Here is a 13,766-nt window from a genome sequence, read left to right as displayed (position 1 = left end):
AAATATGGGAACATTTAAAATTGAAGGTGGCCATCAACTAAAAGGGAGTATACAGCCCCAAGGCGCTAAAAATGAAGCGTTACAAATTTTATGTGCTGTATTGCTTACCCCAGATCTTATTACAATTCATAATATTCCGGACATTGTAGATGTTAACAAGCTTATTAATTTACTAAGAAAATTAGGTGTTAAAATTAATATGCTGCATCATGGTTCGTATACGTTTCAAGCAGATAATCTTAACTTAAAATATTTAGAATCCGACGAATTTAAAGTTGATGGACGCGGTTTACGTGGCTCTATCATGATTGTGGGACCGTTATTAGCGCGTTTTGGTAAAGGATATATTCCTAAACCTGGAGGCGATAAAATTGGACGTCGTCGTTTGGACACTCATTTTGAAGGTCTCATAAAACTGGGAGCTAAATTTGGTTACAGTAAAGAAGAGCAATTCTATGGTGTAGAAGCTAAACGACTAAAAGGTGCTTATATGCTTTTGGAAGAAGCTTCGGTTACTGGAACTGCTAATATTGTTATGGCTGCCGTTTTAGCTGAAGGGACAACCACTATTTACAATGCCGCTTGTGAGCCTTATTTACAGCAATTGTGTAAAATGCTGAATAGAATGGGAGCTAAGATTAGTGGCGTAGGCTCTAATATGTTAGTTATTGAAGGGGTTGATACTTTAGGAGGCACAACACATACCATGTTGCCAGATATGATTGAAATTGGGAGCTGGATTGGTTTGGCAGCGATGACTAAGAGTGAATTGACCATTAAAAATGTAAGTTGGGATGATTTAGGATTGATTCCTAATGTGTTTAGAAAATTAGGAATTACCGTTGAAAAACGAGGTGATGATATTCATATTCCTGCGCATACTAATGGCTATGAAATACAAAGTTTTATTGATGGATCTATTTTAACCATTTCTGATGCACCTTGGCCTGGATTTACACCCGATTTACTAAGTATTATTTTGGTGGTTGCAACACAAGCTAGAGGCAGCGTGTTAATACACCAAAAAATGTTTGAAAGTCGTTTGTTCTTTGTGGATAAATTGATTGATATGGGTGCCAAAATTATATTGTGTGATCCGCATAGAGCTACCGTTATTGGTCATGATTTTAAATCGACTTTAAAAGCAACCACTATGACCTCGCCAGATATTCGTGCTGGGGTTTCCTTGTTGATTGCTGCGTTATCTGCAAAAGGGACTTCAACAATTCAAAATATTGAGCAGATTGATAGAGGTTATGAGCGTATTGACGAACGCTTACGTGCTATTGGAGCTCATATTGAGCGGTTGGAGTAGTTTTAAGTTACACTTATCGGTATGATATGAAATCGTTTGAATGTTTTATATCAGATGATACGCGAAGTTAGTTTTTTGCATTGATAAAATCAATAAGCACTTGTGAGAATATTTTTGTTTATCAATACCACTTCTCAATACAATTTTGTTTCATTGCTTATCACAAATCCACTCGAAGTGGCATTTTAGTATTTTATTTGGTTTAATTGAAATACAGGGAGACAAAGTAATCTTAAGCATCGTATTTAAAATACTTCCCTTGCCATGTATTTCTTTTTAAAAGCTCTTGATCTATTTTATCCACAACTTCAAAATTTTTAAGTCCGTTCCAATTTGGAGCTATCAATAAATCTAGAGGCGCTTCACTAATAAATCGTTCGATAATAATATCAGGGCGTAACAATCCAATAAATTCTGCAATAAACTCAATATAAGCCTCCGAGGTAAATAAATTAAAATGTTCTGGATGTTTTTTGAATTGGCTTGCCATGACCGATTGTTTTACAATTTGTAAATGGTGTAGCTTTAAGGTATCAATAGGAAGTTTTGAAATTTCTATAGCATGATGTAATAACTCATCTTTAGTTTCACCTGGTAAACCTAAAATTAAATGCGCTCCCAAATGAAATCCTTTATTTTTGCAAAGCTTATAAGCAGCTTTAGTATCTTCGAAGGTATGACATCTATTCACTTTCTTTAAGGTGCTGTTTAGCGTGCTTTCTACACCAAATTCTAGAGAAATATAGTAGTTTTTTGATAATTCGGATAAATACTCAATAATCTCTTCAGAAATACAATCTGGCCGGGTACCAATGACGAGTCCAATTACTTTTGGAACGCGTAACGCTTCTTCATACATAGTTTTCAAAGCTTCTAAATCAGAATACGTATTAGTATATGCCTGAAAATAGGCAAAGTAGTGTTGTGTTTTATATTTTTGATAAAAACGCCTGATACCTTCTTTTAATTGTTCTGTAATCGATTTTGTAGATACACAGTAATCCGGATTAAAGCTATTGTTGTTGCAATAGGTACAACCACCAAAACCTTTTGAACCATCTCTGTTTGGGCACGAAAAACCAATGTCTATGGATATTTTTTGAACACGTTCTCCAAAGGTAGATTTAATAAAAGACGAGTAATCTAAATAGCGTTTCCCTGTCATTGGTATATAAAGGAGTATGATGCAAAATTATTAAAAAATAAGCAGATAGGAGGTGATAAACCAGATTCTTATAAGGTCGAAATGTTATAACACTTATCTGTTAATGTATGAAATGTAGCGCACAAAAGGACATTAATTTTCCAGTTAACACTCAATCAAATTTAAAAATCTAGTAGTTTTACTAAATAAGTAAAAAGTTATCGAAAAGTCTATATTAGCTCCGTTTTAAATATATTTTTAGCCACTGAGTATTCTTCATTAGTAGTCTAAAACCAATGTCTTTTACGAAATAAAATGACACCCAATATTGAAAGAAATAAGGATACAGAAATTATTGTAGGTAATGCCCAAACAGAATTTTCAAATGGTATTGGAACATTCATTCCGAAAATACTAGCTATCAATGTTGGAATCATTAAAATTATAGAAATTAGCGTTAACTGTTTCATAACTACATTTAAATTATTTGAAATCACTGAGGCAAAAGCATCCATCATTCCACTTTGAATATCAGAATAAATTTGTGACATTTCTAATGCTTGCTTGTTTTCAATAATAGCATCTTCAAGTAGGTCTTGATTTATTTCGGTATTAATTTTTTTTGAGTTACGTAATTTCGCCAATACTATTTCATTCGCTTTTATGGATGTTATAAAATAAACAAGACATTTTTCCATCTTTAACAGTTTATTCAACTCTCGATTTTTAATTGACTTTTCAAGGTCTTGTTCAATTAATGAAGTTTGTTGATTAATTTGTTTTAAATATTTTAAATATACGTTTCCAGAATGAAGAAATAGGCGAAGAATAAAATTTATACTATCTGTAATTTCACGGTATTGTTCTCTAAATGGTGATGATTTTTCAGCAGGTAAGATTTCATTATTTTGTAAACATAATGTTAAAGTAATATCTCTACTCATAAAAACACCAAGAGGTATGGTCTGGAAAGGCACACCATTATTGGTGTTTTGGACAGGAATTCGCATGATGATTAATGACCAATCATCTTCAAATTCCACGCGAGGTCTTTCGTCTTGATCTAAAATATCATTAATGATGTCTTGGGGTAATTGAAATTCGTCAGATAGTCGTTGAATTTCTTCTGTTGTTGGTTTAATTACATTAATCCAGCATCCTTTTTCGGTTTTTTGGATTTCATTATATCCTCCAAATGTTTTGAAAATTTTAATCATTTTTTGTCTTCTTGCATTATATTCTGCAAGGAAACAAAAATCGCCACTTACAGATACGTTAATATTTTAATTTTACAGTGATAAGGGCCTTCGTCCAATGTTTTGAATATTTCAATTTTCGTGTGTAAAAGTAATTTTATTTTTTTGACAAACAGTGATTTTTCGTAGGGTATATTCCGGCCTTTTTGCTAATAGTTTAATAAAATTTGCTAGAGTGGATTTTATTGGTTGATAAGCGAAGTTAATTTTTTAAATACAAGAAGTCAATACTTAGTGATGTGTAATTATGAAGAATAAACTACAAAAACACTTATTTATGTTGTTTAAATAACCAAGCCATCATCATGGGGTCGCTATAGGCAGCAATCCATGAAAAATGCCCTGTTTCAGGATATTGCGTAAACCCCGGATGCGCGCCTGCTTTGGTTAAGGCCTTAAGCATATCTTGATCAAGATTTGGATTTACAGCGCTATCCAAGGCGCCATGAAAAATCCAGATTGGGATATGAGCAATGTCCTGTGCTTTGGATATATCTCCTGCACCACAAACGGGTACTGCCGCTGCAAATAAATTGGGATACCGTGAAATAGCATCAAAAGTACCAAAACCACCCATAGAAAGGCCAGTTATATAAATACGATTAGGATCTACAGGAAAATTCTTGATAGTTTGGTTAATGAGCTCTATTAAAAGCTTCATGGGCTTGGTAGGTGTAGGTTGAAGTGTTAATGAATCATTATAAGAAAAGTTAGACCAATCCATGTTAATAGGACACTGGGGGGCAATAACGATGGGACGATATAGTTTCATGTTTTCGGTTGAAGCAAAATTCAAAACCCCCCATTTTAATTGTGCTTCATTGTCATTGCCACGTTCTCCAGAACCATGTAAAAAAATCACAAGAGGGTATTTACTAATGGTATCATAGTCGCATACCAATTGCCTATATTGTAGGGTATCTCCAGTAGCACTGATATATTTTTCATGACTAAAAATTGATACTTGGGAAAAGGAGTTGGTAATGCTTCCAAAGAAAAAAAGAAGAATTGATATTTTAGTCCAATTTGTATTTAGTGATTTCATTGTTTTATTTATTAGCTGCGTTTACTTTACTTAAAACGAGATCGTTTTGATTCAAGCTAAGGTAATTATTTGTTTACTAGAATTATATATATGGTAATGAGAATTTATAAACATTAAAGATACTTCTCGAGATTGGTTTGTTAGATATATTTAAAAGTTCTTTGAAAACAATAGTTTTTTATGCAAAAACTAACTTCTTGTTCACGGAGAAAAAAGTAAACGGATTGCTTATTTTATGAAAACAACTTTAATTTAAAGCTTCCTTATAAACCTTTAAACAGCGTTCTCTAGCCATTTTATGATCTACTATGGGAGTTGGGTAGGTGAGTTCTTGAAAGTCTGGAACCCATTGTTTTATATAGGACAAGTCTTTATCAAATTTTTCAATTTGTGTGGTTGGATTAAAAATTCTAAAATATGGTGCTGCATCAACTCCACAACCAGCAACCCATTGCCAGTTTCCAACATTACTGGCCATCTCATAATCATGCAATTTTTCTGCAAAATAAGCTTCACCCCAACGCCAATCGATCAATAGGTGTTTACATAAAAAACTTCCAACTAGCATGCGTACACGATTGTGCATAAACCCTGTTTCGTTAAGTTGTCGCATGCCTGCATCAACTAATGGATAACCCGTTTTGCCTTCGCACCAAGCTTTGAATTCGGTTTCATTATTTCGCCAAACTATACGGTCGTATTTCGGTTTAAAACTTTGGGTAGCTGTATGCGGAAAGTGCCATAAAATCTGCATAAAAAACTCTCGCCAAATTAACTCTTGCCAGAAAATTTCATTTTTTTGAGCGGTTGCTTTTTCAATCATAGTACGAATGCTTACGGTACCGAAACGCAAATGAGGTCCTAAACGAGATGTTGAATCTTCTCCAGGAAAGTTGCGGGTCGCTTCATAGGTTTGAATCAAATGAGGCGTAACAGTATATTTTTTTATTTTCTGGGAAGCCGTTTCAAATCCCATTTCTGAAAGATTGCAATCATCCACATCAATGTGCTTAGCAAGCTTAGATAAATTCGATTCTGAATCATATTGTTTTATTAATGTTGTTTTATATAATGCTTTCCATTGTTTCATGTAAGGTGTGTAAACCACATAAGGACTTCCATCAGTTTTTACGACCTCATTTTTTTCAAATATAACTTGGTCTTTAAACGTTTTAAAGGCAATATCGTGAGTTTCTAAAAAACCTTTAATTTCGCTGTCTCTTTTGCCAGCATACGGTTCGTAATCACTATTGGTATAAACTGTTTCAATAGTATATTTTTCTATAAGCTGTTTGTAAATTTGTAACGGTTGTCCGTAAAATAAGGCTATATCGCTTTGATACTTTTCTTGAAGCGTTTGCTTCATAGTTTGAAGTGTTTCATAAATAAAAGTAACTCTAGCATCATCTTTAGGAAGTTGTTCTAAAATATTAGAATCAAAAATAAATATAGGAAGTACGGGATGCTTTTCTTGCAAGGCTTCAAACAATCCTGCATTATCGTCCAGTCTTAAATCTCGTCTAAACCAAAATATGTTAATCTGTTGCTTCATGGGGTATAAACACCAAAGAGTTCTTCTAGTTTAGTCGTGCGGTAGTTAAAAATTTCTTCCAATTTTGGTTTCACTAGAAACGGATGTACCAATTGCCCAAGAATTCCAAACGGCACTTTGTAATCTATAATATCTTCCATTTCAACGCCTCCATCAATTTCCTTTATAAAATGTTTGTGATGCCATAGCGCATAAGGTCCAAAACGCTGTTCGTCAACAAAATAATGTTTATCTATAACATGGGTAATTTCGGTAACCCATTTGGTTTTTATACCCATAACAGGCGTGACGATATATTGAATAATTTGACCTGCAAACATAGGTCTGTCTGCTCCAGAAAGAATATGAAACCCCATATAATCTGGTGTGATAGTTTTAAGATTTTTAGGATCTGATAAAAAATCCCACGCTTGCTGAAGGGTAATAGGTAGATTTTGCTTCTTATGTAAAGTATATATCTTCATATATTAATTATAAAGTAAAACGTATAAATTAAGTGATGTAGCAATACACAACCAGAAAAAATAAGGTACTATTAAAAGTGATTTTAAACCTAGTATTTTTCTGTAGTCATATAAAAAAATGGTGACTATTGCTGTAAGTGCAAGAATAAATAGTAACCCTAAAGCGATTAAATGCTGATTGAAAAACACCAGATTCCATGAAACATTTAATATGAACTGAACGGTAAATAAAATTTTAACTTTAGTATTTGGTTGTGCAATAAACAAATACATCATGTAAAAAGAATAGCAGAACATAATAGTACTCCAAGCAGCTCCAAATACCCATCCCGGAGGTGTCCAAGGCGCTTTATTGAGTTGCAAATACCAATCTGTTTCTGGGCCGTTTTGCATTAATAATACACCTAAACCTAAAGCACCAAAATTGATGATTAGAAAAATGATTAAATATTTTAATTTTTTCATTAGTTAGGATTTAAACTTTCAATTTTATCTAAAACAAGTTGAGCTTCTGCAAATTTCTTATCACTTTCTTTTCGGTTTACATTTAAAAGCGCATGCCATTCTTTCATAAGGGATTCATACTTTTTTTGAAGTTTTTCTTTTTCAGATTTTGATTTAAATATTGAAATCATACTTTTTATTTTAAATGTTTTGTGATTTTATCGCTCATCGGATTTGTAATTGAAAAGTAATAATCAATCATATGTCCATTTTTGTCAATCAAATATTTTTGAAAATTCCATTTCACAGTAGAATCAGTTTTTCCGTTTTTTGATTTTTTAGTTAACCATTGATATAATGGATGTTGCTTATCACCTTTAACATCTACTTTCTCGGTCATTACAAACGTAACTCCATAATTAGCTTGACAAAACTGCTGTATCTCTTGAGCCGTTCCTGGTTCTTGACCACCAAACTGATTACATGGCACACCAATAATCATTAATTTATCTTGATATTTGTCATACAGTTTTTGTAAATCTTCATATTGTCCTGTAAAACCACATTTTGAAGCAACATTCACAAACAGAATGTGATTTCCTTTGTAAGTTTCTAAATTGATAGGTTCTCCAAACAAACTATTTATTTTAATATCATAAATAGATTCAGAAGGATTTGTTTGAGCTGTTGATGATTTTGAGAAAATTGAGCACATAAGGCTAAGTAAAATTAGTTTTTTCATTAGTTATATTTTAAACGATACAATACCACAATCCATTTCAAAAATTTGTCCTGAAAGTGATGCTGCATTATCTGATATTAAAAATAGCGCCATTTTTGCAACTTCTTGTGGATTTAAGAATTTTTTTAGAGGATGACGCTCTGTAATTGCATCGATCATTTTTTCATTTCTTAATAATTTTGAAGCTAATTCAGTATCAGTAACTGTAGGAGCAATAGCGTTTACTCTTATTTTTGGTGCTAATTCTGCACCTAAAGATTTTACCAATCCTTCCACACCAGATTTGGCTGCTGCTATACTAGCATGAAATGGCATTCCTAATTTGGCAGCAACCGTACTAAATAATAAAATAGAAGGTGTTTCACTTTTTTTCAGCGACGGCAAATATTTTTGAATAGCTTTTACAGCTCCCAGAACATTAATCTCGTAATCTTCTCTAAAATCATCTATAGATAATCCTGAAATAGGTTTTAAATTAATGCTGCCAGGACAATATATTAGAGAATCTGCTGCTTCTATATCTGGTAATTCATCGTTTAACACATCGGCAGAAATATGTATTAGGTTCTCATGTGTTTGCGATGGAGCCGTTCTACTTATATTAATAACTTTATGGTTAGAAATTAAGTTTGAAACAATCGCATTTCCAATACCCTTGCTGCCACCAATAACTATAACTGCTTTCATAGTTAATTTTTTAAATAGTTTTGCAATTCAACAATCTTTTCAGGTTTGTTAAACGCGCCGCTGTAATAGGATGTTACTGTTGCCGATGTATCATCTTTTATACCTCTGGAAGATACACATAAATGCTTGGCATCTATAATAACAGCAATATCTTCTGTGCCTAAAATTTGTTTCAATTCTTCTGCAATTTGATTGGTTAAACGCTCTTGAACTTGAGGTCTTTTCGCATAGTACTGAACAACTCTGTTTAATTTTGATAATCCAATAACTTTCCCAGACGAGATATAAGCCACATGTGCCTTACCAATAATAGGAACAAAATGATGCTCACAGTTGGAGTAAAAGGTTATATTTTTTTCAACCAACATTTGATTATATTGATATTTATTGTCAAACAGAGCAACTTTTGGTTTATTAGCAGGATTTAATCCAGAAAATATTTCATCTATATACATTTTTGCAACACGATCTGGTGTACCTTTCAGAGAATCATCGGTTAGGTCTAAGCCCATAACATCCATAATTTCTTCAAAAAGCATAGATATTTTTTCTTTCTTTTCCTCATCAGATAGTTTGAAGGCGTCTTTTTTTATAGGCGTTTCCAACCCTGTATATAAGTGATCATCTCCTATTTCATCAGATGAAAAATGGTTTAATTTTTTGTCATTTTGTTTTGTTTTAACTTTTAATTTTTCTGTTATCATAGCAATCTTTTTAGTGTGCTGTCTTTAAGTACTCATCTCTTAAAGCAAAGCAGCGTTAGCGTTTTGAAATTGAGTTATGTGTTATGTGTTTTTGTCTAGAACATTTAAATCGGCCTTTTTCAAAACCTCTTAATTTTTGATGTTTAGTAGCTCTTCCTTGCACACGTTTGCGCCACATTTTAAAACTACTGGGTTTCATTTCTCTTCGCATGAGTTTTATAACCTCTTGTTCAGATAATTGAAATTGATATGTTATGGCTTCAAAGGGTGTTCTGTCTTCCCATGCCATTTCAATAATACGGTCTATATCACGAGTGTTTAGCATATTATTAGCTTTGAAAATCAAATTGTGAATCGAAAGCTACTTTTATATTGAGAAGTTTATCAAAGAAAGATTTATTTTCTTTAAACGTTTTATTATTTCTAAAGTGAACATATTTACCCTGAGCATGAATACTACTTCCATTGACTTTATAAAGTACTAAATGATAATAGGGTATAACCCATGTAAAATTCTGTAAGCCTTTGTTTATTCTAACTAGTATTCCATTAGGTCGTAATTCAAGATTAGCATAATTTGAATCTGAAATAGTATTTAAATACGGTTTAAAATTAGAACTGGCATCATCTATAATCATACGTTTTGAACCCACTCCTTTCATTTTAAAAGCTTCTATAAAAGAAAAAGGTTTGCCCACTAAATCATTGATGAGCTGGTCGTTGCTTTTGTCGTTATATGTTGTATCTAAAATCACAGTATAAAGGTACACAAAAATATAGTTTGTTTAACAAAAAATATTAAAAGTTAAACAAAAATTAACATTTTACTATTTTAAATACAGTGACTATGATATAAATCATACCATATGAAGGATGTAACTTATAAATTTGAATTAAATTAATAGGGTATGAAACATTTATTATTAGGCAATGAAGCTATTGCTCAAGGTGCTATAGACGCAGGTTTATCAGGTGTTTATGCATATCCAGGAACGCCTTCAACTGAAATTACAGAATATATCCAGAAATCTAAACTAACAAAAGAACTTAATATTCATACAACCTGGTCGGTTAACGAGAAAACCGCTATGGAAGCTGCTTTAGGAATGTCGTATACAGGAAAGAGGGCTATGGTTGTAATGAAGCATGTAGGTTTAAATGTAGCCTCAGATGTGTTTATGAATATGTCTATTTCAGGAATCAATGGAGGCCTTGTTGTTGTGGTTGCAGATGATCCGTCCATGCACTCCTCACAAAACGAACAAGATTCTAGATTTTATGGTAAATTCGCTATGGTTCCCATATTAGAGCCTTCAAATCAGCAAGAGGCTTATGACATCATGCATTATGCCTTCGACTATTCTGAAGAATTACAATTACCCGTATTATTAAGAATTGTAACTCGTTTATCACATTCAAGATCTGGTATCGACTTTAAATCAAGACGATTGCAAAATGAAATGCAATTACCAAGTGATACTTCTAGATTTGCCCTGATACCAATGAATGCCAAAAAGCAATTCGAAAAATTAATTCATAAAAAAACGATTTTGGTTGAGCATTCTGAAACATCTTCTTTTAATGAATTAACATTGAGTGAAGACAAAGAAATAGGTATTATTGCTTGTGGTATTGCTTATAACTATGTTATGGAAAATATTAGTGAAGACACTTCTTTTTACTCCATATTGAAAATTTCACAATATCCATTACCAAAAGAAAAAATCAAAAAACTTTATAAACATTGTGATAAAATATTGGTTGTAGAGGAAGGCTATCCTATAGTCGAAGAATTACTGCATAATTATTTTGATACAAATGATAAGATTAAAGGGAAACTAACTGGAGATATTCCATTAACAGGAGAGCTCAATCCAAATATCGTTGGCAACTCTTTAGGAATTTTTCAAAATGCGGCTAAATCAATTCCAGATATAGTTAGCAGTAGACCACCACGACTATGTGAAGGTTGCGGTCACACAGATTTATTTAATACTATTAATGAGTTAATTCCTGAAATTGGAAATAAAAATGTTTTCGGCGACATAGGTTGTTATGCGTTAGGAAGCTTACCACCATTAAATACCATAAACACACTGATTGATATGGGAGCTTCTATAACCATGGCTAAAGGAGCTGCTGATGCTGGACTGGAGAATGCGATTGCTGTTATAGGAGATTCTACCTTTACGCACTCAGGAATGACCGGGTTATTGGATGCAGTTTATGAAAACTCACCTATAACAGTTATCATTTCAGATAATTCTGCGATTGCCATGACTGGCGCACAAGAATCGTCTGCTGTAGGAAGACTGCATAAAATTTGTTTAGGTATTGGTGTCCATCCAGACCATTTAAAAACGATGATTCCTTTAAAGAAGAATCATCAAGAAAACGTGGAATTATTAAGAACTGAATTGAAATATAAAGGTCTATCTGTTATTATTTCTGAAAGACCTTGTGTAAGATTATCAAGGGATCGAAAAGAGGACATCAAATCAAAAATTGCATCATTAAGTTAAATTAAGAGGATGAAAACAAATATTATATTATCCGGTGTAGGAGGCCAAGGTATTTTAACCATTGCTGCCGTTTTAGACGCAGCAGCGTTGAGCGAGAATTTATTTATTAAACAATCTGAAGTTCATGGGATGAGTCAACGCGGTGGAGCCGTACAATCTCATGTAAGAATTTCAGATAAAGAAGTATATTCAGATCTTATTCCAGAAGGGAAAGCCGATTTAATTTTATCAGTAGAACCTATGGAATTATTACGATATATACCGTTTTTGAATAAAAATGGCTGGTTGGTTACGGATTCTAATCCGTTTATTAACACAACTAATTATCCTGAAAAACAAGATCTCTATGAGCAAATTAAAAAGTATCCTTATCATGTAATTATTGATGCAACAGACATTGCAAAAAAAATAGGTAATTCAAAAGTCGCGAATATGGTTTTGTTGGGCGCAGCATCTAACATTATACCATTGTCAGAAGATAGTTTGCTAAATGCCATCCGTTCATTATTTAAACATAAGAGTGACAAAATTGTTAATCTAAATTTGGAAGCTTTTTTTGAAGGCAAAAAAATAGCTAAAGAATTTACAGATTTAACAGTCAACAAATAAATCGATTTTAAAGAGATTACGAGATTTTAATTTTTGAATTCTGAAGTACTTTTTTTACAGATTCGGCTAAAATAATGACTCCTTTTTCAATACTCTCTTTGGGCATATTAGAAAATGAAAGACGCAATCTATCATCTTTTTTACTAGCAGGGTCAAAGGTTCTTCCGGTTACAAATACAACACCTTCTTTAATACTTTCTTTAAATATATCGGTAGATTTAATATGTTCTGGTAACTTCAGCCAAATATAAAATCCGCCTTTAGGTTCATTCCAGGTAATTTCTTTAGGCATATATTTTTCAAGATTACTTTGTAGCAAATTTTTTCTTTCTAAATATTCGCTTCTTAAAAAATTTAAATAAGTTTTTAGCTTGTCCTGCGCTAAAAACTCATTAGCCAATATTTGCATAAAATTAGACGTACAGGCATCTAAAGCTTGTTTTATAGATTCGGCCTTTTCAAATATTTCCTGAGAACAAAGCATATATCCCAATCTAAATCCGGGACCAAGAATTTTAGAAAACGAGCCTGTATAAATAATGTCAACATCCTTATAACCATAAGATTTCATTGGTTTGGTTAGGTGTTTTTCAGTTTCATCAAAGTACAAATCGCTATAGGCATCGTCTTCAATTAATATAATTCCGGTTCCACACAAAACTTCTAGAAGTTCTTTTTTGCGCTCGGGAGTATAAATAATACCTGCAGGATTATGATAATTGGGAGTAACATATAAAAACTTAGGTATTTGTTTTAAAGTGGCAATTTTAGTTTTTAGGGCTTTTATATCAATCCCATCATGATCAATAGGAATACTTTCTATTGTAGCACCCATTGTTTCAAAGACTGACAAAGCACCAACAAAACAAGGGTTTTCAGTTAATATGATATCTCCTTCGTTTACAAACTCCTGCGTTATGATGGAAATGGCTTGCAGTGACCCCGTAGTGATTAAAATTTTATTTTCATCAACAGGTAATCCTTTATTTTTTAAATAATCTTGTAGTGATTTAATTAATGGTGGATAACCAGGCGTTGGACCATACTGAAAACACAATTTTTTTTTATCGCTTGGTAGCGAGTTATAAATATCATCAATGTGTTTTACAGGAAATAAATCATTATTTGGCATGCCTCCTGAAAAAGAAATCAAGCTTTTTCCAGAAGCTTGAGACATTAGTAATTTAATGTCTTCAGAATGCCTAGAATTAACTGCGTTTGAAAATGCATACATAATTCACGGTGTTTAGATGTCTATTCAAAATAACAAAATTTTAATAAA

At 32.5% G+C, this 13,766-nt stretch carries 16 protein-coding genes; 3 read left to right on the top strand and 13 right to left on the bottom strand.

The annotated features are described in order from the left end of the window. Positions 1–4: 4 nt before the first annotated feature. The gene (murA, locus tag G5V56_RS07505; RefSeq protein WP_166963457.1) at positions 5–1,315 is read left to right on the top strand and encodes a UDP-N-acetylglucosamine 1-carboxyvinyltransferase; all 1,311 of its coding nucleotides are present in this window, start codon (positions 5–7) and stop codon (positions 1,313–1,315) included. A 232-nt stretch (positions 1,316–1,547) separates the two neighbouring features. On the opposite strand, the gene G5V56_RS07500 is transcribed toward murA, so the two are convergent. The 12 genes from G5V56_RS07500 to G5V56_RS07445 all read right to left on the bottom strand — a co-directional run bounded on the left by G5V56_RS07500 (position 1,548) and on the right by G5V56_RS07445 (position 10,123). Continuing rightward, on the bottom strand, positions 1,548–2,480 hold the full coding sequence (locus G5V56_RS07500; protein WP_166963455.1) for a TIGR01212 family radical SAM protein: 933 nt from the start codon (positions 2,478–2,480) through the stop codon (positions 1,548–1,550). A gap of 266 nt (positions 2,481–2,746) precedes the next feature. Beyond that, positions 2,747–3,676 carry a magnesium transporter CorA family protein gene (locus tag G5V56_RS07495; RefSeq protein ID WP_166963453.1) on the bottom strand — a complete coding sequence of 310 codons (930 nt, stop codon included), beginning with the start codon at positions 3,674–3,676 and terminating at the stop codon, positions 2,747–2,749. A 310-nt stretch (positions 3,677–3,986) separates the two neighbouring features. Next, positions 3,987–4,760 (bottom strand): carboxylesterase family protein, encoded by a 774-nt coding sequence (locus G5V56_RS07490; protein WP_166963451.1) that lies wholly within the window; start codon positions 4,758–4,760, stop codon positions 3,987–3,989. 247 nt (positions 4,761–5,007) lie between these two features. Continuing rightward, positions 5,008–6,312 (bottom strand): cryptochrome/photolyase family protein, encoded by a 1,305-nt coding sequence (locus G5V56_RS07485; RefSeq protein ID WP_166963449.1) that lies wholly within the window; start codon positions 6,310–6,312, stop codon positions 5,008–5,010. Beyond that, entirely contained in the window at positions 6,309–6,776 is a 468-nt protein-coding gene (locus tag G5V56_RS07480) for an SRPBCC family protein (RefSeq protein ID WP_166963447.1), read from the bottom strand. Before G5V56_RS07480 ends, G5V56_RS07485 begins: the two co-directional genes overlap by 4 nt. A gap of 3 nt (positions 6,777–6,779) precedes the next feature. Continuing rightward, complete coding sequence (locus tag G5V56_RS07475; protein ID WP_166963445.1) at positions 6,780–7,241, bottom strand: TspO/MBR family protein; 462 nt, start codon at positions 7,239–7,241, stop codon at positions 6,780–6,782. Beyond that, a complete protein-coding gene (locus G5V56_RS07470; protein WP_166963443.1) occupies positions 7,241–7,411 on the bottom strand; it encodes a Lacal_2735 family protein in 171 nt (56 codons plus the stop codon). Before G5V56_RS07470 ends, G5V56_RS07475 begins: the two co-directional genes overlap by 1 nt. Before the next feature lie 5 nt (positions 7,412–7,416). Then, a complete protein-coding gene (locus G5V56_RS07465; protein WP_206285883.1) occupies positions 7,417–7,935 on the bottom strand; it encodes a glutathione peroxidase in 519 nt (172 codons plus the stop codon). Between the two features lie 30 nt (positions 7,936–7,965). Further along, entirely contained in the window at positions 7,966–8,649 is a 684-nt protein-coding gene (locus G5V56_RS07460; RefSeq protein ID WP_166963439.1) for an SDR family NAD(P)-dependent oxidoreductase, read from the bottom strand. A 2-nt stretch (positions 8,650–8,651) separates the two neighbouring features. After that, positions 8,652–9,353, bottom strand: coding sequence for a GTP cyclohydrolase I FolE (folE, locus tag G5V56_RS07455; RefSeq protein WP_166963437.1), 702 nt, complete (start codon positions 9,351–9,353; stop codon positions 8,652–8,654). Positions 9,354–9,408: 55 nt separating this feature from the next. Next, positions 9,409–9,678 carry a TIGR03643 family protein gene (locus tag G5V56_RS07450; RefSeq protein ID WP_166963435.1) on the bottom strand — a complete coding sequence of 90 codons (270 nt, stop codon included), beginning with the start codon at positions 9,676–9,678 and terminating at the stop codon, positions 9,409–9,411. Between the two features lie 4 nt (positions 9,679–9,682). After that, the gene (locus G5V56_RS07445; protein WP_240911242.1) at positions 9,683–10,123 is read right to left on the bottom strand and encodes a hypothetical protein; all 441 of its coding nucleotides are present in this window, start codon (positions 10,121–10,123) and stop codon (positions 9,683–9,685) included. Positions 10,124–10,261: 138 nt separating this feature from the next. Between G5V56_RS07445 and G5V56_RS07440 the strand changes: the two genes are divergently transcribed. Continuing rightward, positions 10,262–11,875, top strand: a complete 1,614-nt coding sequence (locus tag G5V56_RS07440) for a thiamine pyrophosphate-dependent enzyme (protein WP_166963433.1) — start codon at positions 10,262–10,264, stop codon at positions 11,873–11,875. Between the two features lie 9 nt (positions 11,876–11,884). Further along, positions 11,885–12,484 (top strand): indolepyruvate oxidoreductase subunit beta, encoded by a 600-nt coding sequence (locus G5V56_RS07435; protein ID WP_166963431.1) that lies wholly within the window; start codon positions 11,885–11,887, stop codon positions 12,482–12,484. A 16-nt stretch (positions 12,485–12,500) separates the two neighbouring features. On the opposite strand, the gene G5V56_RS07430 is transcribed toward G5V56_RS07435, so the two are convergent. Continuing rightward, positions 12,501–13,718, bottom strand: a complete 1,218-nt coding sequence (locus G5V56_RS07430; RefSeq protein WP_166963429.1) for an aminotransferase-like domain-containing protein — start codon at positions 13,716–13,718, stop codon at positions 12,501–12,503. Between the last annotated feature and the right edge of the window lie 48 nt (positions 13,719–13,766).

Origin of the sequence: Yeosuana marina (assembly GCF_011762485.1) — a bacterium.
GTDB classification, from domain to species: Bacteria; Bacteroidota; Bacteroidia; order Flavobacteriales; family Flavobacteriaceae; genus Yeosuana; species Yeosuana marina.
Note: the sequence above shows the minus strand (reverse complement) of the source record. Positions and strands in the feature narration are given on the sequence as shown.